This window comes from Pelomonas sp. Root405 (assembly GCF_001425165.1).
Lineage (GTDB): Bacteria > Pseudomonadota > Gammaproteobacteria > Burkholderiales > Burkholderiaceae_C > Pelomonas.
In genome coordinates this window covers 293,929-315,425 of record NZ_LMDU01000011.1, presented here as the reverse complement: position 1 = coordinate 315,425, position 21,497 = coordinate 293,929, and the positions used below count along the sequence as shown (strand labels likewise).

At 70.5% G+C, this 21,497-nt stretch carries 22 protein-coding genes; 10 read left to right on the top strand and 12 right to left on the bottom strand.

All coding sequences use genetic code 11. The annotated features are described in order from the left end of the window. Positions 1–26: 26 nt before the first annotated feature. From ASC81_RS11010 to ASC81_RS11000, 3 genes are all read left to right on the top strand, one after another. On the top strand, positions 27–593 hold the full coding sequence (locus ASC81_RS11010) for a YdeI family protein (RefSeq protein WP_056266547.1): 567 nt from the start codon (positions 27–29) through the stop codon (positions 591–593). A gap of 71 nt (positions 594–664) precedes the next feature. Next, positions 665–2,713 carry a M13 family metallopeptidase gene (locus ASC81_RS11005; protein WP_056266543.1) on the top strand — a complete coding sequence of 683 codons (2,049 nt, stop codon included), beginning with the start codon at positions 665–667 and terminating at the stop codon, positions 2,711–2,713. 61 nt (positions 2,714–2,774) lie between these two features. Beyond that, entirely contained in the window at positions 2,775–3,452 is a 678-nt protein-coding gene (locus tag ASC81_RS11000) for a hypothetical protein (RefSeq protein ID WP_056266541.1), read from the top strand. Positions 3,453–3,480: 28 nt separating this feature from the next. On the opposite strand, the gene ASC81_RS10995 is transcribed toward ASC81_RS11000, so the two are convergent. From ASC81_RS10995 to ASC81_RS10985, 3 genes are all read right to left on the bottom strand, one after another. Further along, on the bottom strand, positions 3,481–4,080 hold the full coding sequence (locus tag ASC81_RS10995; protein ID WP_056266538.1) for a DUF4337 domain-containing protein: 600 nt from the start codon (positions 4,078–4,080) through the stop codon (positions 3,481–3,483). Between the two features lie 116 nt (positions 4,081–4,196). After that, entirely contained in the window at positions 4,197–5,357 is a 1,161-nt protein-coding gene (locus tag ASC81_RS10990; protein ID WP_056266535.1) for a diguanylate cyclase, read from the bottom strand. Continuing rightward, positions 5,354–6,544, bottom strand: coding sequence for a diguanylate cyclase (locus ASC81_RS10985; protein ID WP_056266533.1), 1,191 nt, complete (start codon positions 6,542–6,544; stop codon positions 5,354–5,356). Before ASC81_RS10985 ends, ASC81_RS10990 begins: the two co-directional genes overlap by 4 nt. Positions 6,545–6,597: 53 nt before the next feature. Here ASC81_RS10985 and ASC81_RS10980 point away from each other — a divergent pair, with 53 nt between their 5' ends. Next, positions 6,598–7,338: an SDR family oxidoreductase gene (locus ASC81_RS10980; RefSeq protein WP_056267501.1), complete on the top strand. Its 741-nt coding sequence runs from the start codon at positions 6,598–6,600 to the stop codon at positions 7,336–7,338. Here the strand turns inward: ASC81_RS10980 and ASC81_RS10975 are convergent. Next, positions 7,335–8,189 (bottom strand): septal ring lytic transglycosylase RlpA family protein, encoded by an 855-nt coding sequence (locus tag ASC81_RS10975; protein WP_056266529.1) that lies wholly within the window; start codon positions 8,187–8,189, stop codon positions 7,335–7,337. The genes ASC81_RS10980 and ASC81_RS10975 overlap by 4 nt on opposite strands. Before the next feature lie 49 nt (positions 8,190–8,238). On the opposite strand from ASC81_RS10975, the gene ASC81_RS10970 reads away from it, so the two are divergent. Both ASC81_RS10970 and nadC read left to right on the top strand, forming a co-directional pair. Beyond that, positions 8,239–8,937: a fumarylacetoacetate hydrolase family protein gene (locus ASC81_RS10970; RefSeq protein ID WP_056266526.1), complete on the top strand. Its 699-nt coding sequence runs from the start codon at positions 8,239–8,241 to the stop codon at positions 8,935–8,937. Next, the gene (gene nadC / locus ASC81_RS10965) at positions 8,937–9,797 is read left to right on the top strand and encodes a carboxylating nicotinate-nucleotide diphosphorylase (protein WP_056266523.1); all 861 of its coding nucleotides are present in this window, start codon (positions 8,937–8,939) and stop codon (positions 9,795–9,797) included. The genes ASC81_RS10970 and nadC overlap by 1 nt, the downstream gene beginning before the upstream one ends. 3 nt (positions 9,798–9,800) lie before the next feature. Here nadC and ASC81_RS10960 read toward each other — a convergent pair whose 3' ends face one another. Continuing rightward, entirely contained in the window at positions 9,801–10,259 is a 459-nt protein-coding gene (locus tag ASC81_RS10960) for an isoprenylcysteine carboxylmethyltransferase family protein (protein WP_200960045.1), read from the bottom strand. On the opposite strand from ASC81_RS10960, the gene ASC81_RS10955 reads away from it, so the two are divergent. Further along, a complete protein-coding gene (locus ASC81_RS10955) occupies positions 10,236–10,940 on the top strand; it encodes a Crp/Fnr family transcriptional regulator (RefSeq protein ID WP_235533625.1) in 705 nt (234 codons plus the stop codon). The genes ASC81_RS10960 and ASC81_RS10955 overlap by 24 nt on opposite strands. 278 nt (positions 10,941–11,218) lie before the next feature. Here the strand turns inward: ASC81_RS10955 and ASC81_RS10950 are convergent, their stop codons facing one another. Next, positions 11,219–11,962 carry a proteasome-type protease gene (locus ASC81_RS10950; protein WP_056267496.1) on the bottom strand — a complete coding sequence of 248 codons (744 nt, stop codon included), beginning with the start codon at positions 11,960–11,962 and terminating at the stop codon, positions 11,219–11,221. A gap of 259 nt (positions 11,963–12,221) precedes the next feature. Here ASC81_RS10950 and ASC81_RS10945 point away from each other — a divergent pair, with 259 nt between their 5' ends. Both ASC81_RS10945 and ASC81_RS10940 read left to right on the top strand, forming a co-directional pair. Further along, positions 12,222–12,767, top strand: a complete 546-nt coding sequence (locus ASC81_RS10945) for a pyridoxamine 5'-phosphate oxidase family protein (RefSeq protein ID WP_056266518.1) — start codon at positions 12,222–12,224, stop codon at positions 12,765–12,767. Between the two features lie 73 nt (positions 12,768–12,840). Beyond that, complete coding sequence (locus tag ASC81_RS10940) at positions 12,841–14,070, top strand: sodium:proton antiporter (protein ID WP_056266515.1); 1,230 nt, start codon at positions 12,841–12,843, stop codon at positions 14,068–14,070. A 23-nt stretch (positions 14,071–14,093) separates the two neighbouring features. On the opposite strand, the gene ASC81_RS10935 is transcribed toward ASC81_RS10940, so the two are convergent. The 4 genes from ASC81_RS10935 to ASC81_RS10920 are packed head-to-tail and all read right to left on the bottom strand — an operon-like array spanning position 14,094 to position 19,003. Beyond that, positions 14,094–14,456 (bottom strand): hypothetical protein, encoded by a 363-nt coding sequence (locus ASC81_RS10935; RefSeq protein ID WP_056266511.1) that lies wholly within the window; start codon positions 14,454–14,456, stop codon positions 14,094–14,096. Between the two features lie 8 nt (positions 14,457–14,464). Continuing rightward, positions 14,465–14,947, bottom strand: a complete 483-nt coding sequence (locus tag ASC81_RS10930) for a hypothetical protein (RefSeq protein WP_056266509.1) — start codon at positions 14,945–14,947, stop codon at positions 14,465–14,467. A gap of 21 nt (positions 14,948–14,968) precedes the next feature. Next, entirely contained in the window at positions 14,969–16,303 is a 1,335-nt protein-coding gene (locus ASC81_RS10925) for a hypothetical protein (protein ID WP_056266506.1), read from the bottom strand. 51 nt (positions 16,304–16,354) lie between these two features. Next, complete coding sequence (locus tag ASC81_RS10920) at positions 16,355–19,003, bottom strand: excinuclease ABC subunit UvrA (RefSeq protein ID WP_056266504.1); 2,649 nt, start codon at positions 19,001–19,003, stop codon at positions 16,355–16,357. A 108-nt stretch (positions 19,004–19,111) separates the two neighbouring features. On the opposite strand from ASC81_RS10920, the gene ASC81_RS10915 reads away from it, so the two are divergent. Next, entirely contained in the window at positions 19,112–19,933 is an 822-nt protein-coding gene (locus ASC81_RS10915; RefSeq protein ID WP_056266502.1) for a hypothetical protein, read from the top strand. Here the strand turns inward: ASC81_RS10915 and ASC81_RS10910 are convergent. Beyond that, the gene (locus tag ASC81_RS10910; protein WP_235533624.1) at positions 19,893–21,035 is read right to left on the bottom strand and encodes an MFS transporter; all 1,143 of its coding nucleotides are present in this window, start codon (positions 21,033–21,035) and stop codon (positions 19,893–19,895) included. The genes ASC81_RS10915 and ASC81_RS10910 overlap by 41 nt on opposite strands. Beyond that, complete coding sequence (locus tag ASC81_RS10905; RefSeq protein ID WP_056266499.1) at positions 21,032–21,493, bottom strand: co-chaperone YbbN; 462 nt, start codon at positions 21,491–21,493, stop codon at positions 21,032–21,034. The genes ASC81_RS10910 and ASC81_RS10905 overlap by 4 nt, the downstream gene beginning before the upstream one ends. Positions 21,494–21,497: the final 4 nt, after the last annotated feature.

Sequence of the window (21,497 nt, the reverse complement as noted above, 5' to 3'; positions counted from 1 at the left end):
CGACGTCGAATCAGAATGCGCACATCATGTCCGAACCGCTCTATTTCACTTGCCCCGCCGAGTTCCGCGACTGGCTGGCCCAGCACGCCACGACAGCCACCGAACTCATCGTCGGCTTCCACAAGGTTGGCAGCGGCGTGCCCAGCATGACCTGGCCCCAGTCGGTGGACGAGGCGCTGTGCTTTGGCTGGATCGATGGCGTGAGAAAAAGCGTCGACGAGCTGCGCTACCAGATCCGCTTCACGCCGCGGCGCGCCGGGTCGATCTGGAGCGCCATCAACATCGCGCGCGTGGAGGCGCTGACGGCCGAAGGGCGCATGCAGCCCGCGGGCCTGGCGGCCTTCGCCCGGCGCGAGGCGCACAAGAGCGCCATCTACCTGTACGAGCTGAAGGGCGAGCCCGAGTTGCCGGCGGCGATGAAGAAGCGCTTCAAGGCCAGCAAGGCGGCCTGGACCTGGTTTGAAAGCCAGCCGCCGGGGTGGAAGCGCTCCACGCTGCGCTGGGTGCTGACGGCCAAGCAGGAGGCCACCCGGGAGCGCCGGCTGGCGCAGCTGATCGAGGCGTCTGCGGCCGGCCAACGCGTGCGTCCCTGAACCTGGGGCATGCCGAATGGCGCACGCGACCCGTGCGACCACAATCACCGCACTCCAAATCCGCTCCCATCATGAAACGACTGCTGCTGCTGCCTGCGCTGCTTGCTGCGACGCTGGCCCACACCCAGGCCGAAACCCCGCTCGACACCCTGCCCTACACGCCCAGCCTGGACGTGACGGCCATGGACCGCAGCGCCGACCCCTGCGACGACCTCTACCGCTATGCCTGCGGTGCGTGGACCAAGACCAACCCGATCCCGGCCGACCAGTCGCGCTGGTCCGTCTACGCCAAGATGGCCAACGAGAACCAGCGCTATCTGTGGGGCGTGCTGAACAAGCTGGGTGACGCGAGCCCCGAACGCACGCCCGCGCAGACCAAGCTGGGCGACTATTTCGCCACCTGCATGGACGAAGGCGCCGTGCAGGCCGCCGGCCTCAAGCCGCTGCAGCCGCTGCTGGACCGCATCGCCGCGCTCGGCCACAAGCGCGACCTGCCCGCGCTGCTGGCCGAGCTGCAACTGGCAGCCGGCGGCGAGCGCTTCTTCTTCGACTTCAGCGCCGGCCAGGACTTTGCCGACGCGACGCGCCAGATCGCCTTCGCCACGGCCGGCGGCCTGGGGCTGCCGGACCGGGACTACTACCTCAAGCGCGACGCCAAGACGCTGAAGATCCGCGCCGCCTACGAGGCCCACGTGGCGCGCATGTTCGAGCTGCTGGGCGAGCCGCCCGCAGCGGCCAGGGCGGCGGCGCGCAGCGTGCTGGCCACCGAGACGGTGCTGGCCCGCGCGTCGTTGTCGAAGGTCGACAAGCGCGACCCCTACAAGACCTTCCACGTGGTCGACGCCGCCGGCTTGAAGGCGCTGACCCCCGGCTTCGACTGGCCGAGCTACCAGGCGGCGCTGGGCACGACGCCCTGGCATGCGCGCTACAACGTCACCGAGCCGGCCTTCTTCAAGGCCTTCGCCGCGCGGCTCAAGGCGATGAGCCTGGTCGACCTGAAGACCTATCTGCGCTGGCAGCTGGCCAGCAGCCTCAGCCCTGCGCTGGACAACGCCTTCGTGCAGGCCAACTTCGACTTCTATGGCCAGACGCTGACCGGCACGCCGCAGCTCAAGCCCCGCTGGAAGCGCTGCGTGCAGCTCGTCGACCTGCAGCTCGGCGAAGCCCTCGGCCAGGAGTTCGTCGCACGCAACTTCACGCCCGACCTGAAGGACGCGACGGTGCAGATGACCGTCGAGATCCAGGCCGCGATGGCGCGCAGCATCGACAGCCTGACCTGGATGAGCGCCGAGACCAAGGCGCGTGCCCACGCCAAGCTCAAGACCATCGTCAACAAGGTGGGCTACCCCGAGCGCTGGCGCGACTACACCGTCCTGGCCGTGCAGCGTGGCGACTTCCTCGGCAACGTCATGCGCGGCAATGCCTTCGAGCATCGCCGCCAGCTCGCCAAGATCGGCCAGCCCCTGGACCGCGGCGAATGGCACATGACGCCGCAGACCGTCAATGCCTATTACGACGCGCAGATGAACGACATCAATTTTCCGGCCGGCGTGCTGCAGCCGCCGCTTTACGACCCGCGCATGGACGAGGCGCCCAACTACGGCAACACCGGCGGCACCATCGGCCATGAACTGACGCATGGCTTCGACGACGAAGGCCGGCAGTTCGACGCCCAGGGCAACCTGAAGAGCTGGTGGACCAAGAAGGACAACCAGGCCTTCGAGAAGCGCGCCGCCTGCGTGGCCGACCAGTACGCGCAATACCCGGTCATCGACGACATCAAGATCAATTCCAAGCTGACGCTGGGCGAAGACCTCGCCGACCTTGGCGGCCTGGTGCTCGCGTGGGAAGCCTGGAAGGCCCACATGAAGGGCCGCACCTTGGAGAGCCGCGACGGCATGACGCCCGAGCAGCGCTTCTTCGTCGGGTTTGCGCAATGGGACTGCGCCGACGCCCGCCCCGAGCAGCTGCGCGTGCAGGCCAAGGTCGACCCGCATTCGCCGGCCAAGTGGCGCATCAACGGCGTCGTCGTCAACATGCCGGAGTTCGAGAAGGCCTTCAACTGCAAGCCGGGCGCCAAGCTGGTGAAGCCGGCGGGCCAGCATTGCAAGGTGTGGTGAGTTCTGACTGGCGCCGCCCGCCGGGCTGGCGCTAGCATCGCCGCCCGGGAGGAAACGGCCAATGGACCAGTTGCCGATCGAGGCGGCGCGCGAACTGCGCTTTCGGTTGAGGGATGCGCATTTCACGACTTTCAACACGCTCAACACCATCTTCACCGGCGGGCTGGTGGCCTTCCTGCTGCGGCAGGTGCTGGAGATGCCTGCGGCGCAACGGCCGTGGCTGCTGGTGCTGGCGAGCCTGCTGACGCTGATCGCCTGCTGGAGCGGCCTGTTCCGCATGCTGGCACTGGTGCGCTTTCCTTCGCGCATGTCCGACGCCCTGCTGTCGTTCGGTGCCGGGGCCGCCGTCTATGTGATGGTCAGCCTGCTGGACGCCGGGCCGCAGGTCTGGATGCGGACCTCGGCCGCCGTCGCCTTCTTCGGCGGTGTGGGCACCTTGAACATGCTGCGCGGCGCGCGCATGGATCCCTTCAACGATGACGTGCTGCCGCTGATCGAACGAGACCTGCGCCTGGCCGCCTGGGCGCGGCTGGGCTTTGTGCCGCTGATGCTGCTGCTGGCCGAGAGCGGGCTGCCCGACGTGGTGCTGGGCGCTGCCGCCGTGGCGGGGGCGGTGCTGGCGCTGGTGGTGGATGACGTCGTGTGGGGGCGCTCGGTGGCGCTGACCTCGCGGCCCGACGTGCTGGCGAGCGAGCGCCAGGCCTTGCGCGAGGCGGCGCTGCTGGGCGAACGGCGCTAGGTGCCTGTGCGAGACCGCCGCGCAGGCCTCAGGACAGCAGCTTGAACAGCATGTTCGGGTGGATGGCCAGGTTCATCAGGCCCGCCATGCCCATCACGACGCCGGCCACCGTTGGCACCATGGCCACGACGAAGAGCGGCCACAGGTGGGTCAGCGCCGTCACGGCCAGCAGCGCGATGGCGATGGCCAGCAGCGCGTCGGACAGGTCGAACTGGTCGTCGCGCTTGTTCAGGCTTTCGTAGTTCTGCTGCGCGGTCTCGGCCAGCACGCGCAGTTCCTCGCGCTTCTTCAGCTGGTCGGCTGCCTTGGCGCGGTAGGCGGCAATCGCCTTGTCATAGGCCTCGGCCTGCGCCGGGGGTGCGCCCAGCCTGGCGACTTCGAGCTGGGTGGCTGATGCGTCGGCCACGTCGGCGCGGATGGTGCGCGCCTGGTAGTAGGCCCAGTAGTCCAGCTTGTCCACCTGCGCCTGCTGCATGGCCTGCACGATGTTGTCGTCCTTGACCTTGCAGATGCCCAGGAAGGTCGCCAGGATGGCCACCGTCACCGCGACGACGGCATTCAACCGGTCGGCACTGGCTTCCTTGGCGGCCTGTGCGGCGCGGTCGATGACGTCGGTGGGTTCGAGCATGGTGGGGTGCTGTGGTTGCTGCCGAGTGCGTGGTGGCACGGCAATCCACGTCTGTGGCAATCGATCACCCGTAGTTCCCCAAATTCCGCCGGGTCGGCACGCTCACAAGCCAAGCCTCAGGCTTGGACGACGTTGCGGCCCTGGTTCTTGGCGCGGTACAGCGCGGCATCGGCGCGCGCCAGCACCGCGTCGCCACTGGCATCGCCGCGCTCGGCCTCGGCGATGCCGAAGCTGGCGCTCAGCGGCCAGTCCTGCTCCAGCCAGCGCAGCGGCGTGCAGTCGACCAGGTGGCGCATGCGCTCGGCCACCAGCGCGGCGCCGGCAATGTCGGTGTCGGGCAGCAGCACGCAGAACTCCTCGCCGCCCAGGCGGCCGAAGCGGTCTACCTCGCGCACGCAAGGCTGCAGCTCCCTGACCATCTGGCGCAGCGCCGCATCACCGGCGGCGTGGCCGAGGCTGTCGTTGAGCTGCTTGAAGCGGTCCATGTCGATCATGACCAGGGCATAGCCGCGGCCGCGCGCCAGCCAGGCATGGGCATGCGCCAGCGCCTGGTCGAAGGCGCGGCGGTTGAGCGTATCGGTCAGGGCGTCGCGCTCCAGCAGCCGCTCGATGCGCAGGATCAGGCGCATCAGCACGAGGAAGGCCAGCGTCGCGTTCTGCAGCAGCGTCAGCACCAGCGCCGCCCACAGGAAGGCGTGGTTGAACTCGGTCGGCACACGGACGCCGGGCATGCGGCCTGGGTTGTTGAAGGCTTCCAGGCAGCGCACCGCCATCAACAGCGCGATGAGGAAGAGCGGCAGCGTCAGCGGTGCTGGCGTTCGCCGGCCGTTGGTGCGGCGGCTCAGGGCCCGCCAGGCCATGATGCCCGCCGCCAGCGTCAGGCCCGCGCCGGCGCCGTTGACGATGCACGCCTGCCAGCGAAGGCTGGCGTCATCCGGCAGTGCCAGCAGCAGCAGGGCGGCGCCGACGACGACGATGGCGCCGGGCTTCCAGACCAGCTGGCGCGTGGTGATGCCGGAAACCGCCGCGCCCAGCAGGGCAAAGGAGGTCATGGACAGCACATCACTGGGCCAGTGGGTGAGGGCGTCAGGCATCACGCCGCGCAGGCCATGCAGCGTCAGCGACAGCGCAGCGGCGGCGTTCGCGCCGGCCATGGCCAGCGAGGCGCGCGGCGCGATGCGCGCGATCAGCGCCAGGCCCAGCCAGACCAGCGTGGACGCGCCGGCCACCAGGATGATGCTGGCCAGCAGCGTCTGGGTCTGCGCAGTGGTGATCATGCGGCAACCATGGCGCCCAGCTGTGTCGCCACGCAGACGCGGTTGCGGCCCTCGGCCTTGGCGCGGTAGAGCTCGGCGTCGGCGCGGGCCAGGCAGATCTCGCCCTGCGCATCGCCGGCCACGGGCAGCGCCACGCCGAAGCTGGCCGACAGGTTCAGCTCGATGTCTTTCCAGCGCAGCGGCTGGGCGGCGAGCTGGCTGCGCAGGCGCTCGGCCACGTTCGCGGCAGTCGCCAGGTCAGTCGGCGAGCCGATGGGCAGCAGCACGCAGAACTCCTCACCGCCCAGGCGCGCGAGGTGGTCGACCTCGCGCAGGCCGGCCTGCCAGACGCGCACGCAATGCTGCAGCGCGGCGTCGCCGGCTTGGTGGCCATGGGCGTCGTTGATGCGCTTGAAGTGGTCGATGTCGATCATGGCCAGCGCAAAGCCATGGCCGCGTTGCAGCTGGGCCTGAGCCTCGGTCAGCGCCTGTTCGAAGGCGCGGCGGTTGAGGGCGCCGGTCAGCGGGTCACGGTAGGTCAGGTGCTGGATGCGTGTGACGACGCGCCAGATCATCAGCGAGATCAGGCTCAGCGTGATGCTGACCGTGATGACCAGCCACAGCACGGCGCGCCCCGGTGATGGCAGCGCGCCGCTGGTGAAGCGGTCTGCCCCCGGCACCAGCAGCAGCTCGGCCGTGTGAACCATGCCCAGCAGCGCCAGTGCCGCGAACGGCAGCGTCATGCATGCGGTGATGGCCACGGAGAGCTGGCTGCCGATGCCGCGCACGACTTCGCGCACCGCGAGCAGCGCCAGCACCGTGACGCTGACCGTGCTGGCCAGCTGGGGCGCCAGGCCCGAGCCGCTGGCCAGCCCCAGCGTGACACCGATCACGCCCAGGCCGGCGATCCAGGCCACATCGTGGGAGCGCTGGCGGCTGCGCAACATGCGTCGCAGCGCCAGCAACAGCAGCACCATGCAGGCCAGCAGGCCGAACTCTCGGATCGCCTGTTGCAGCAGCACGGGCCAGGCCGCCATGCAGTCGCCGCAACCCTGCGACGCGATGCGCACCAGATGAGCCGCCGCCATCAGCCGCGCGGCGCGCGGGGCGATGCGGAACGCCTGGGCAAGCGTCAGCCAGGCCAATGCCGCCATCAGATTGAAGAGGGCGCTGACCTTGAGGACCGTCGGGACGTCGAGGAATTCCATGCAATGGGTTCTGGCGGCACCGCATCTTCACCGACAACGACAGAATGCTGGCCATGACAGCCTGGATCCTGATCACCGGCGGCTCGCGCGGCATTGGCGCGGCAACGGCGCTGCGCTGTGCCGAGGCGGGCTGGGACGTGGCCATCAACTTCGCCCAGGATAGCGGCGCGGCCGATGTGCTGGCGGCCAGATTGCACGCACTCGGCCGCCGCGCGCTGACCTTGCAGGCCGACGTCGCCGACGCGGCCCAGGTGGCGGCGATGTTCGAGCGCCTCGACGCGGCCGGCGGCAGGCTGGCGGGCCTGGTCAACAACGCCGGCATCGTGGCGCCGGCCGCGCGGCTGGCGGCGATGACGCCGGAACGCTGGCGCCGCCTCTTCGACGTCAACGTCATCGGCACGCTGCTGTGCTGCCAGCAGGCCGCGCGGCGCATGAGCACCGCGCAGGGCGGCGCGGGCGGCGCCATCGTCAACCTGAGTTCGCGCGCGGCCGAGTACGGCTCGGCCGGCATCTATGTGGACTACGCCGCCACCAAGGGCGCGGTCGACACGCTGACCCGCGGCCTGGCGCGCGAGCTGATCAGCGAAGGCATCCGCGTCAACGGCGTGCGGCCGGGCATCATCGAGACCGACATCCACGCCGGCAGCGGCATGGACGCCAGCGGCGCCGCGGCCACCATCCCCATCCAGCGCCTCGGCCGCGCCGAAGAGGTCGCCGAAGCCATCGCCTGGCTGCTGAGCGACGCGGCGAGCTACACGGTCGGCGCGCTGCTCGACGTGGCGGGCGGGCGCTAACGACTTTCCAGTACGGTGGCCTCCACGCCGCCTTCATCGCGCAGCCGCGCGGCGGTCGCGCGGGCTTCGTCGGCGCTCGGGAAGGGGCCGGCGCGCAACTGGTGGCGGCCGGCCTCGCGCACGATGGTCAGCAGCGGCAGCAGGCCGAGGTCGGCCTCGGCGACGCGCTGGCGCAGGGCTTCGGCGCCATCGAGCCTGGTGAAGGCGCCGAACTGCAGCCAGTGGCCGCCGGCGCTGGCGCCGCGCGTCGTCTCGCGCTGCGGCGCGCCCTGCGGCGCCTCCGGCACGTAGACGGGAGCGGGCTCGCCGGCCGCCGGCGCCCACGTGCCGGCGCGTATCTCGGCATAGGTGATGCGCCTGACCTCGACCGGCGCGACGCCGCGCAGCAGGTCGAGCTTGAGGGCGGCGGTGTAGCTCAGGTCGATGATGCGGCCCTTGTGAAATGGCCCGCGGTCATTGACGCGCACGACGATCTCGCGGCCATTGGCGGGGTTGCGCACGCGGGCATAGCTCGGGATGGGCAGCGTCGGGTGGGCGGCTGTCATCGCATACATGTTGTAGACCTCGCCGTTGGCCGTGGGCCGGCCGTGGAACTTGCGGCCGTACCAGGAGGCGAGGCCACGCTCGGCATAGGCGGCGTCCGTGGTGATGGGCAGGTAGCGCTCGCCCAGCACTTCATACGGCTTGTTCGGGCCGCCGATGCGGATGGCCTCCAGCCGCGGCACGGCGTCGGGCACGCGGGACAGGTCGGTGGGCGGGCTGGATGGCGGCCCGTCGCGGTCCGCAGGCGCCGGCGTGCGCGTCGCGCAGCCGCTGAGCTGCCCCAGCAACAGCACCAGCGAGCAGGCCACAGCGAGCCCAGTATGCTGCGCGCTGTCCTTGCAATGTCCAAGCCATGCCATGAGCAATTTCGTCTTTCCTCCAGCCGAGATTCCCAGCGCCGCCGTGCGCGGCACGGACGCGCGGTATGCGGTGCGCCGCATCTTCTGCGTCGGCCGCAACTATGCCGATCATGCCCGTGAGATGGGCGCCGACCCGACGCGCGAGCCGCCGTTCTACTTCACCAAGCCAGCGACCGCGCTGACCCCGTCCGGCGCGACCGTGCCCTACCCGACCGAGACGCAGAACTACCACTACGAGATGGAGCTGGTGCTGGCCATCGGCGCGCCGGTGTTCAAGGTCAGGCCCGAGGCGGCCGGCGCCGCGATCTGGGGCTATGCCGCCGGCCTTGACATGACGCGCCGCGACCTGCAGGCGGCGGCCAAGGCGGCAGGCAAGCCCTGGGACACGGCCAAGGGCTTCGACCAGTCGGCCATCCTCGGCGACATCGTGCGCGTGGGCGACATCGGCCGGCTGGACAAGGGCGCCATCACGCTCAGCGTCAACGGCGTCGAGAAGCAGCATGGCGACCTGGCCGACATGATCTGGAACCAGGCCGAGATCGTCTCCAACTTGTCCCACCTCTACCACTTGCATCCGGGCGACCTGATCTACACCGGCACGCCGGCGGGCGTGGGCGCGGTGGTGGCCGGTGACGTGCTGGTGGGCCGCATCGAGGGCCTCGGCGAGATCACGCTGACGGTGGGACCGGCCGAGTGATGGAGAACGAAACGCTGCAGGGCGCACGCGAACGCAATATCCGCGACGCGCTGGCCGAGGACATCGGCCGCTGCGACTGGACGGCCCGGCTGGTGCCCGCGGGCCGGCGCGTCAATGCGCTGGTGCGCGTGCGTGAGGCAGCCGTGCTGTGCGGGCGTGACTGGTTCGACGGCGTGTTCGCCGCGCTGGATGCCACCAGCCAGATCGAGTGGCTGTACGACGAAGGCGTGCCGATGACGGCGGACACGCTGGTCTGCCGCATCCAGGCGGATGGCCGCGCGCTGCTGTCGGCCGAGCGGCCGGCGCTGAACTTCCTGCAGCTGCTGTCGGGCACCGCGACGATCACGCGCGCCCATGTCGACGCGGTGGCCGGCGCCAGCACCAACCCCAACGGCTGCGCCATCCTCGACACGCGCAAGACGGTGCCGGGCCTGCGCCTGGCGCAGAAGTACGCGGTGCGCGTTGGCGGTGGGCACAACCAGCGGCTGGCGCTGTATGCGGGCATCCTGATCAAGGAGAACCACATCGCCGCGGCCGGCGGCGTGGGCCCGGCATTGCGCGCCGCCCAGGCCTTGAACGCCGGCGTGGACATCCAGATCGAGGTCGAGACCATCGCGCAGCTGCATGAGGCGCTGGACGCCGGCGCCGTCAGTGTGCTGCTGGACAACTTCAGCGAGGCACAGATGCGCGAGGCCGTGGCGGTCAACGCCGGGCGCGCCCTGCTGGAAGTGTCGGGCGGCGTCGCGCTGGACCAGCTGCGCTGGATCGCCGCGACCGGCGTGGACCGCATCTCCATCGGCCGGCTGACCAAGGATGTCAGGGCCGTGGACTATTCGATGCGGGTGCTCGGGCCGGTCTGAGGCTCAGAGCCAGCGCCGCACGCGCCGTCGGTAGTCCGCATAGTCGGCGCCGAACTTGTGCTGCAGCGCGGCCTCCTCGAACGGGATGTACCAGGCCTGCGCCGCGATGAAGAACAGCAGCGGACCGGCCAATGCCGCCAGCGCGCCCAGGGCGAGCGCGGCGCCGCAAAGCGCCAGCAGCATGCCGAGGTACATCGGGTTGCGGCTGAAGCGGAACATGCCGCGGGTGACGATGCGCGTGGGTTCGTCGAAAGTGCGGATCTGCGTGCCCGTGCGGCGGAACAGCCGCGCATGCCATTGGGCGATGGCGATGCCGACGGCGACAAGCGCCAGCCCGGCGATGCGCAGCGGCAGGCTGGCAAAGTCCCGCAGCGGGACGAGCTGTTGCAGCGCGATCATCAGCAGGACGCAGGCGATGAAGAGAAGCGGAGGCAGGGGATGACGCATGGGCAGCAGGTGCATGACAGTGGGGCCGCCAGCCTGCCAGCCGGCGCACCGCTGCGCATTAACCCAGGTTCATCGCCAACGTCGGCCTTCGACATCCTGTGCGCCCTGGCGGGCTGCGATCTGCCCGAGCGCCAGACGCTGGAGCGGGCGCTGCGCCCGCGCCGGCTGGTGCGCGGCGAGCGCCTGTTCGAGGCCGGCGTGCCGCTGCCCGAGGTGTTCGTGCCCCGCGACGGCGTCATCAAGCTGGTCTACGAGACGGTCGGCGGCGACGCCTGGGTCAAGGCCTTCGTCACCGCCGGCCAGTGCTTCGCCAGCGTGACGGCCTTGAGCCCCGGCGGGCGCAGCAGCTTCGCCGCCGTGGCCGAGACGGCCGCCATGGTCGACGTGCTGCCCTATGCCGCGCTGCAGGACCTGGCGTGCCGCCATGCGCCCTGGCAACGCGCGCTCACCCAGGCCTTCCGGCTCTACGGCGAACGCAAGGAGAGGCGCGAGATGCAGCTGCTGACGCTGACGCCCGAGCAGCGCTACGAATGCTTCCTGCGCGAACAGCCGCAGCTGGCGGCGCTGCTGAAGCAGCGCGACATCGCCAGCTACATCCGCATCACGCCCGTGGCGTTGAGCCGCATCAAGGCCCGCTTGGCCAAGGCACACGCTGACGCCGCGGCCTGCGCACCGGATCATCTACCGCGGCCGTAGGGCTCCAACTCGGGCCGAGCGCCGGGCCGCTCCCAAGCCGGCCCGTCAGGCGATGTGCGCGCGGCTCGATGCCGCAAGCATCGCCGTCCCCTCGGGGGACCGCTCGCGTACCCGCGAGCGAGGGGCGCCATTACTCGGGCCGAGCGCCGGGCCGCTCCCAAGCCGGCCCGTCAGGCGATGTGCGCGCGGCTCAAGGCCGCAAGCATCGCCGTCCCCCCGGGGGACCGACCAGACTCGCTGGCGTTCAGCCAGGCGAGCTGGGCGAGGGGCCAACAAGCTCAAGCATCAAACCACGGCTCGTTCGGCAGGTCGTCAAACACCTTGCGCAGGCCGGCGCTCCAGCCGTTGCGCAGCGCCAGGAAATACGGGTCGTCGCGCTCGATGCGGTGCGGCGGCTTCATGGCCTGCTCGAACTGGTTGGCGCGCAGCATCAGGATGTCGATGGGGAGGCCGACCGAGAGGTTGGAGCGGATCGTCGAGTCGAAGCTGACCAGGGTGCATTTGGCGGCCTCGTCCAGCGGGGTCGTCTCGTAGCTGATGACGCGGTCGATGATGGGCTTGCCGTACTTGCTCTCGCCGATCTGGAAATAGGGCGTGTCTTCCGTCGCTTCGATGAAGTTGCCCTGCGGGTAGACATGAAAGAGCCGCGGTCCCTCGCCCTTGATCTGGCCGCCGATCAGGAAGTTGGCGCCGAAGTCGACGCTGTGGCGCCGGTCGTTGGAGTCCTGGTCCCGCTCGATCACCTCGCGCACCGTGCGGCCCAGCAGCACGGCGGCGTCGTACAGCGTCGGCACCTTGAGCAGGTGGTCGCCTTCGCCCTGCAGACGCTGGTTCAGCAGCGAGATGACGGATTGCGTCGTGGCCAGATTGCCGGCCGTCAGCACGACGATCTCGCGCTGATGCGGGATCTGGAACTGGTGCATCTTGCGGAAGCTGGCGATGTGGTCGATGCCGGCATTGGTGCGGGTATCGGAAGCGAACAGCAGACCCGCACGCAGGCGTATCGCGACGCAATAGGTCATGGGGAGATCCTGGCGATTGAACTGGCTGGCATGGTACGGGCCGCCGTCTTGCCGGTCGGTGGATCGCATCGACTCGATGCACGTGACTGCCAACGCTGAATCTAGGGAGTGACTGGCGCTCGGGGCGTCAGCCGCGGCCTAAGCGCCTGTAGGAGCAGAGGTGGCCGGCCGCTTCCGACGGTGACTCGGCCTGCCGGCCGACAGCCCGGACGGGTGGTGCTGCCTAGGCTGCAGCATTCCCCAACGCCCAGGAGCCGATATGAACGACGCCAGCCGCAACTCTTTGCCCGACGACAAGGTCGGCACCGAGGAAGACTTGAGTGGCCAGGCGGCCGCCCAGAAGATCGCCGACCTGGTCGAGGCGGGAAACAGCTGCTTCTTCTGCACCGTCGGCATGAACTCCCGGCTGCACGCGCGGCCGATGACGGTCACGGAAGTGGAGGACAGCGGCCAGCTGTGGTTCTTCACCGAGATCGACAGCTACAAGACCATCGAGCTGGACCGTGACCCCCGTGTGACGCTGTTCTTCAAGGAGGGCGACAACGGTGGCCACCTCAAGCTGGACGGCACTGCCGCCCAGGTGACGGACCGGGAGACCATCCACCGGTTGTGGTCGCCCAAGATGCGCGCCTGGTTCACCGAGGGCGAGGACGACCCGCGCATCTGCCTGCTGCGCGTCGATCCCGCCAGCGGCGAGTACTGGGACAACCGCCACGGCACGGCCATCGCGGGGATCAAGATGCTGTTCGGCGCCATCACGGGCCAGCGGACCGACGATGGCGTGCATGGCAAGCTGACGCTCTGACTGCGGGCATGCTCCCGAAGCCTGCCCGACCGCCGGCTGCTTCCGCCTGGCGCGCGGTGCGGGGGGCCGGGGCATGCTGATCCTGTGGTTCGTCCTGGTGGGCGTCGTGCTGGTGCTGATGGCGTTCTCGTCGCACCTGGTGCAGCGCCTGCCCATGTCGCCCGCCATCATCTATCTGGGCGTGGGGGCCGTGGCCGGCGTGTGGGGCCTGGGCCTGCTGCCCATCGACCTGTGGCAGCACCACCATGCCATCGAGGTCATCACCGAGGTCGTGGTGCTCATCACGCTGTTCGCCGTCGGCCTGCGGATGCAGCTGCCGATGGTCTGGCGCGCCTGGCGCATCCCGGTGCGGCTGGCGACCATCGGCATGGTGCTGACCGTCGCCATGATCGCGGCGCTCGGCCATGCCTGGCTGGGGTTGCCGCTCGGCGCCGCCGTGCTGCTGGGCGGCATCCTGGCGCCGACCGATCCGGTGCTGGCCTCCGACGTGCAGATCCGCGAGCCGGGCGACCGCGATGCGGTGCGCATGTCCATCACCGCCGAGGGCGGCATGAACGATGGCACGGCGTTCCCGGCCATCATGCTGGGACTGGGCCTGCTGCAGTACCACGCGATAGGCGCTGGCGGCTGGCGCTGGTTTGCGGTGGACCTCGTCTGGGCGATTGCCGCCGGGCTGGCCGTCGGCTGGTTCTGCGGTCGTTGGGCCGGCCAGGGCATGGCCTGGCTGCGCCGCCAGGGGCATCCGCTGGAGTCGGAGGAGTTCCTCGTCTTCGGGCTCATTGCGCTGGCCTATGGCATCGCGCTGGCGCTGCATGCCTATGGCTTCCTGGCGGTGTTCGCGGCCGGGGCCGGCTTGAGCGCCATCGAGAAGCAGCGCGAAGGGCGGGCCGATCCGGCCACGGACGCCTCCCATTCCAGCCGGCTCGACAACTTCAGCGGACAGTGCGAGCGCCTGGCCGAAGTGGCGGTGGTGCTGCTCATCGGCGCCCTGCTGGCCTGGGTCGAGTGGCGCTGGGAACTCTTCGTGTTTGCCGCAGTCGTGCTGCTGGTGATCCGGCCTCTGGCCGTCTACGCCGTGGTGCGCGGACCGCAGACATCGCCGGCGCAGCGGCGGCTGATCGCCTGGTTCGGCATCCGCGGCGTCGGCTCGCTCTACTACCTGAGCTTTGCGGTGGGCTACGGCATGGACCCCGCCTGGGGCACGCCCCTTGCGGGAGCTGTCCTCGCGACGATTGCCGGCTCCATCCTGCTGCATGGCGTCTCTTCGACGCCGCTGATGGATTGGTATCACCGGCGCCGGTGACCGTCGGGGTAGCGCCCAGCGCCTCAGCCGCCATCCACGCTGAACTCCACCAGGCGCCATTGCCCCTGCACCTGCCCGAGGTAGAACGCGTAGGGCTTGCACCAGACCACCAACCGGTCGCCGTCGGGCTGCGGCCGCGCTCGCTGCAGGCATTGGCGGACAGCGCCGGTGAAAAGCGCCGGCACCACCTGGGCGATGAAGGCCTCGCGCTGGCGTGGCCGGCCCTCGAACAGGAAGGGCAACTGCGCCAGATCGGCCAGCGCAGCGCCGCCCGGCTGGGCAGCAGCCTGGCGCAACTGCGTCACGAAGGCCGCGCCGTCGCGCGCCACCGCCTCGCGCGCAAAGGCTGCCGTCGCGAACAGCACCGTCGCGGCATACAGCGCCATGGCGCGCCTCACCGGTGCCGCCCCTCGACCAACCGGTCCGGCACGATGTTGGCGACAACAAGCCGGCCATGCTCCTTCACCACATAGACGGTGAAGGGCCGGGCGGTGGGCGCGTCTGCGTATTGCATCCACATGTAGAAGGCATAGCCGGGCTGGCCCGCGGCGTCGGTGGTCTGCGTGATGGTGACCGGGCCACCCGGCTGTCGGCCCCGTTGAAAGAAGGGCAGGATCTGCGACTGCAGCGCCGTGCGGGCCGCCGCGTCGCCGATGCGGTCGACCAGCCGGCGGCTCAGCAGCGACCGCGTGGCGTCCACATCGCCGGCCATCGAGCGGGCGACGAACTCGTCGGCGGCCTGGCGGAACGGCGCGCTGTCGGCGGCCATCTGGATGTCCTGGGTGGCGCTGCCCGGCGCGGCGCGCGCGGCGCTCATGGGCGCGCCGATCAGGCATGCGGTCAGCAGCAACGACGCAATGGCTCGCTTGGGGGTCATGGGGTAGTCCTCGGTGATGTTTCAAACGCGCCGGCCGAACAGGCGCGGCTGCCAGTGCCAGCCCGAACGGGTGACCAGCGCGCACAGCGCGGTCAGCACGCCTTCGCCGTCCAGCCGCGCGGCGTATTCGGTCGGCAGTTCGGCGCGCCCGGGGAACAGGCGCAGCGGCACGGCCGCCAGCCGCGCCGGCACGACCATCGTGGCCTGCAGGGCCGACGACCACACGCGCTGGGCGTCCGGCCGCGCTGCGTCGACCAGGTCATCGCCGACATGCCGCAGGCTGGCTTCCTCGGCGTCCTGGGGCGCATCGCCGTCGATGCCCAGCTTCTCGTGCACACGCACCCAGCCGCGGCGTTCATCGATGTGCAGGGTGATGTGATGGCGGCGGCGTGGGCTGGGCGACACGTCGACGCGCCAGGCCTGCTGGCCGTCGACCTCCACAGGCGTGATGTCGAAGGGGCCGCCGGGGCGCGCCAGTGACAGCAGCCGCGAACGCAACTCGCCCGGCGTGGCCACCGGGGCATCGTGCAAGGCCGGCACGCCGGTGGTGTGCGAGCCGGCCCAGGCGATCAGGGCGACGAACACCAGGCCCTGGGTGATGGCCATGGCGGTGAAGAAGGGCCAGCTTGCCGCCGGCTCGGCGGTGGCCGGCGCCCGGCCTTGCTCGGGCACCGGGACGCGCTGCGCCGCCCATCGCGCCATCGCCATGCGGCTGTCGGCCGCACGCAGCTCCAGCAGGTCCGCGCCGTGCCGCTCGAACACCACCAGCGTTGCCGTACCGACCCCGCCGTTGACCAGGCGCAAGCCCCGGCGGCCGGCGTCGGTGAAAGGATCGGTGGGCATGGCCTGGGCCAGCAGGGCGACGTAGTTGCGCGCGGCGTTGGCATCGGCAAAGCGCGACAGCCGCAACTCGCTGCCGTCGGCAAAGCGGCCGGCACGCAGCAGCAGGATGCCGCCGGCGCGCATGTCGGTGTCTTGCACCGCTTCAGCGCCGTTGAACAAGGCTTGCGCATCGAGTGAAGCTGCGCTGGGCGGCGCTGGCGGTGTGTCGATGTCAACCGAGCCGGCCCAGAACAGCAGCAGGATGGGGAAGGCCAGCGTGGCCGCCAGCATGTGCAGCGTGTACTGCCGTGCATCGGACCTGTCCCCGAGCGCGAGGGCCAGGGCGGCCAGCGGCGACAGCGCGCAGATGCCGGCCATGCCGAGGTGGACCGGCGCGCCGCTGAGGAACAGCCACAGCAGCACGCCGCCGCTGAACAGCAGCAGGTAGGCGCAGCAGGCCAGCCCGAGGTCGCGCACGCTGCGCGATTGGCGGTGGGTGGCCTGGGCCAGGGCGGGGGTGAGGGGCTGCGACATGACCCCAGTCTCCGCAGCCGCCGTTTCGCCGGCGTTTCAACGCCGGCATCGTCATGTTTCGTTTGTTGCCGCCGGCCCTTGCAGCGCGCCCATGAGATACGGCGCCGTCCGGCTCCCGTCGACCTGGGCCACGTCTTCGGGCACACCGCAGGCCACCAGCCGGCCGCCTTCCGCGCCGGCCCCCGGACCGATGTCGATGACCCAGTCGCAGGCCGCCACCACGCGCATCTCGTGCTCGACGACGACGACCGTGTTGCCGGCGTCCACCAGGCCGTTCAGTTGGGCCAGCAGCTTGTCCACGTCCGACGGGTGCAGTCCCGTCGTCGGCTCGTCCAGCACATAGAGCGTGCTGCCGCGCTGCGCCCTTTGCAGCTCGGTCGCGAGCTTGATGCGCTGCGCTTCGCCACCCGACAGCTCCGTGGCCGGCTGGCCCAGCCGCAGATAGCCCAGGCCGATCTGCTGCAGCAGCGCCAGCGGGCGGGCCAGCGTGGCGTCCTGCGCGAAGAAGGCGAGTGCCTCGTCCACCGTCATTCGCAGCACGTCGGCAACGGTCTTGTCGCGCAGCTTCACCGTCAGCGTCGCCTCGTTGTAGCGCGCGCCGTGGCAGGCCGGGCAGGGCGCGTAGACGCTGGGCATGAAGAGAAGCTCGACGCTGACAAAGCCCTCGCCCTCGCAGGTTTCGCAGCGGCCTTTGGCGACGTTGAAGGAGAAGCGGCCCGCGTCGAAGCGCCTGGCGCGCGCCGCGGGCGTGGCGGCGAACAGCTTGCGCACATGGTCGAACAGGCCGGTGTAGGTGGCGAGGTTGGAGCGCGGTGTGCGGCCGATGGGTTTCTGGTCGACCTGCACGAGGCGGCGGATGTGCTCGGCGCCAGCGCCGATGCGGCCGTGCGTGACTTCGCGCGACGCCTCCTCGTCTTCATCGCCGGCCTCCGGCGCGGGGGGCTCGTGCCCGAGAACCTGGCCGACGAGTTCCACCAGCGCCTGACTGACCAGGCTGGACTTGCCCGAGCCCGAGATGCCGGTCACGGCGGTGAAGCAGCCGAGCGGGAAATCGACGTCGACACCGCGCAGGTTGTTGCGCGTCACGCCTTCGAGCCTGAGCCAGCCGCGCGGCGCGCGCCGTGGTGGGCGCGCCGTGCCGCCGCGTGGAAACAGGTAGGCCGCCGTGCGCGACGCCGGCACAGCCGCCAGCCCGGCCGGTGGGCCGCTGTAGAGCACCTGACCGCCCAGTTCACCGGCGTCCGGGCCGACGTCGACGATCCAGTCGGCCTCGCGCATCAGGCCGAGGTCGTGCTCCACGATGAACAGCGAGTTGCCGGCGGCCTTCAGGTCCTTCAGCGCCTTCAGCAGCGCCTCGCCGTCGGCCGGATGAAGGCCGGCCGAGGGCTCGTCGAGCACGTAGATGACGCCGAACAGGTTGGAGCGGATCTGCGTGGCCAGGCGCAGGCGCTGCAGCTCACCGCTGGACAGCGTGGGCGTGCCGCGGTCCAGCGACAGATAGCCCAGGCCCAGCTCGTTGAGCGTCGTGATGCGCGCCAGCATGTCGTGGGCGATGCGCTGGGCGGCGATGAGCTTTTCCTCCGACAGGTTGGGCGTGCGCCGCACATCGGGCGCCGCCGCGTGCGCATGGCCACCGGCGGCCACACGCTGGGCCGTGTGTGCCTTCGACGTCGCGCGGCTGACGCCATGCCCGACCGCCGCGGCATGGGCTGCGCCGGCTGCGGTGGGCCCCAGCACCTCGGCCAGTTCGCGCAGCGGCATGCGCGACAGCTCGCCGATGTCCAGCCCCTCGAAGGTCACCGACAGCGCCTCGCGCTTGAGCCGCTTGCCCTCGCACACCGGGCAGTCGCTGGCCACCATGTAGCGCGACACGCGGCGTTTCATCAGCGCACTCTGCGTCGTCGCGAAGGTATGCAGCACGTACTTGCGTGCGCCCATGAAGGTGCCCTGGTAGCTCGGCTCCATCTTGCTGCGCAAGGCCGCGCGCGTCTCGGCGGGCGTGAAGCCGGCGTACACCGGCACCGTGGGCTGCTCGTCGGTGAAGAGGATCCAGTCGCGTGTCTTCTTCGGCAGCTCGCGCCAGGGCTTGTCGACGTCGTGGCCCAGCGTGACGAGGATGTCGCGCAGGTTCTGCCCGTGCCATGCGGGCGGCCAGGCGGCGATGGCGCGCTCGCGGATGGTCAGCGAGGGGTCGGGCACCATCGACTGCTCGGTCACCTCGAACACGCGGCCCAGGCCGTGGCAGCCCGCGCAGGCGCCCTGTGGCGTGTTGGGCGAGAAGTCCTCCGCATAGAGCATGGGCTGCCTGGGCGGGTAGTGGCCGGCGCGCGAATACAGCATGCGCAGCAGGCTGGACAGCGAGGTGGCGCTGCCGACGGACGAGCGCGCGCTGGGCGTGCCGCGCTGCTGCTGCAGGGCGACGGCGGGCGGCAGGCCGTCGATGCTGTCGACCGCTGGCACGCCGACTTGGTCGATGAGGCGGCGCGCATACGGCGCGACCGACTCGAAGTAGCGCCGCTGCGCCTCGGCATAGATGGTCGAGAAGGCCAGCGACGACTTGCCCGAGCCCGACACGCCGCTGAACACGACCAGCGCGTCGCGCGGCACATCGACGTCGACGTTCTTCAAGTTGTGTTCTCGCGCGCCGCGAACGCGCACATGGCCCGCGACATCGGGACGTTGGAGGGACGGCGGTTTCACGGCTGAACCATGCGTCCAAACAACCGCTGCGCCTGTAGGACAACTGCTTGCGCGCCTCGGTCGGGACGAAGCGCATGGCGGGCCTCGCGCTTGGCCATACTGCGGGGCATGAACCGCGCAAGCCTCTTCCTGACCCCGGCCCTGCTGGTGGTCGCCTTCTCTGCGGCCGCCGCTTGCGACCGCACGCCGCTGCCGCCGCCAACGGCGCAGGCGCCGCACCGCGTGCTGTTCGTCGGCAACAGCTTCCTGCACGGCCATGTGCCGCCGGTGCTGCACTACAACGCGGCCCGCGTGACGGACCTGAACGGCAGCGGCTATGGCGGCGTGCCCGGCGTGTTCAAGCAGCTGGCCGACGACGCGGGCGTGGCGGTCGACGTCGCCAGCGAACTGGTCAGCGGCCAGACGCTGCAGTTCCATGCCGACGAGAAGCGATCACTGATCGCCAGCCGGCCTTGGGACACCTGGGCGCGGGCCGACCAGGTCTATCGCGCGCCCGGCGGCCGCTGGGCCGGCCAAACGCTGGAGGCCATGCAGGCGGAGCTGCACGCGGCGTACGCGCAGGCGATGGCGCGGGCCACGTGCATCGCCGGCGTGTTGCCGGTGGGCGACGCGGCGCTGCGTGCGATGCAGGAAGGCGTGGCCGACCGCAACCTCTACGACGGCGTCGCCGCCGGCAAGTCCAGTTTGTGGGCTGACGACCACTACCACTTCGGCGCCTGGGGCAGCTATCTGGAGGCGCTGGTCATCTTCGGCCAGCTTGCCGGCCGCGACCCGGCGAGCCTGGGGGCCACGAACCGCGCCGGGCGTGACCTGGGCCTCAGCGCCGCGCAGATCGAGGCTGCGCAGGGCGTGGCTTCACGCCAGCTGCGCACGCCGCACGACAGCGGCGTCAGGCCCCCCTCATCGCCCGCTTCGCCGACAAGGCCATGACGACGGCGAACACGACGACCACGAGCAGGCCGATGGTCAGCGACGAGTGTTCGGCGATCAGGCCGATCAGCGGCGGGCCGGCCATCATGCCGAGGTAGCCCACGCCCGACACGGCCGCGATGCCGTGCGCCGGCGCCACGCCCGGCACCTGGGCGGCGGCGCTGAACAGCACCGGCACGACGTTGGACAGTCCCAGGCCGACGAAGGCGAAGCCCACCAGCGCAACGACGGGCGAATCCACCGCCAGCGCCAGCACCATGCCCGCGGCAGCCAGCACGCCGCTGGCGCGCATCAGCCGCGTGGGCGGCATGCGGGCGCGCACCCAGTCGCCGCCGAAGCGGCCAACGGCCATCGCGCCGCTGAAGCTGGCGAAGGCCAGCGCCGAAGTGCTGGCTTCGCTGGCGCGCTCCTGCTTCATGAACAGCACGCTCCAGTCGTAGATCGCGCCCTCGGCGATCAGCCCCATGGAGGCCAGCACGCCCAGCAGCAGCAGCGGGCCGCGCGGGATGCTCAGCGGCCGCTTCTCGTCGGCGGCACCGGGCTCCACTGGCAGCATGGCACGGCTGGCGACCAGCACCGCAAGGGCGCCCAGGCCGGTGGCCAGGAAAAGATGGCCTTGCGCCGTCAAGCCCAGCGCGGGCGCCACGCTGCCCAGGCCCGCGCCGGCCATGCCGCCCAGGCTGAACATGCCGTGGAAGCCGCTCATCAGCGGCCGGCCGGACAGGCGTTCGATCTCGGTGGCCTCGACGTTGACCGACACGTCCAGCAGGCTGCCGGTGATGCCGAAGGCCAACATCACGACGAGCAGCGCCGCATAGAGGGGCACGGTCAGCAGGCTGGCCACGCTGGCGCAGCACAGCACGCCCATGGTGGCCGCCACGGCGGCCGGCCCAAAGCGGCCGACGACGCGGCCCGCCTGGGCCAGGGCCAGCAGCGCGCCGACGCCGCCGGCCAGCATGGCCAGTGCCAGGGCTTGCTCGCCCAGGCCGTAGTAGGCCTTGACGGTGGGCACATGCACACCCCAGGTGGCGAACATGACGCCGAGGACGAAGAACTGCGTGCGCAGCGCGATGGACGCGCCCGCCAGGGAGGGCGGGCTCACTTGGCGCTGGCGGTCACGCGGCTGAAGAAGTCGTAGACGCCCTGGTCGCCCATCTTGCGGGCGTTGGCGAGTTCACCGCCCTCGGTCGCGTAAAGCAGCTTGCCCTGCGGCGACAGCACGGCCACGGCGGGGATGCCCTTCTTCAATGGCACGCGGTAGCCCTCGGCGATGTCGACATTGCGGTCGAAGCGGCCGACGTCGACCTTGACGACCTTGAAGCTGCTGGCGATCAGCGGCGCGCTGGGGCCGGTCTTGAAAGTCGCATCCAGCATGCGGCAGTCGCCGCACCAGTTGGCGCCGAAGACGACGAGGACGGGCAGCTTGGCTTTCTCGGCCTCGGCCAGCGTCGCGCGGATGGCGGCCTTGGCGTCGGCAGCTTCGTCGTAGATGGCGGGCGGGCCGCTGGCTTCAGCGGCGAGGCTGGCGGCGAGCAGGAGGGAGGCAGTCAGGAAACGCATGGGA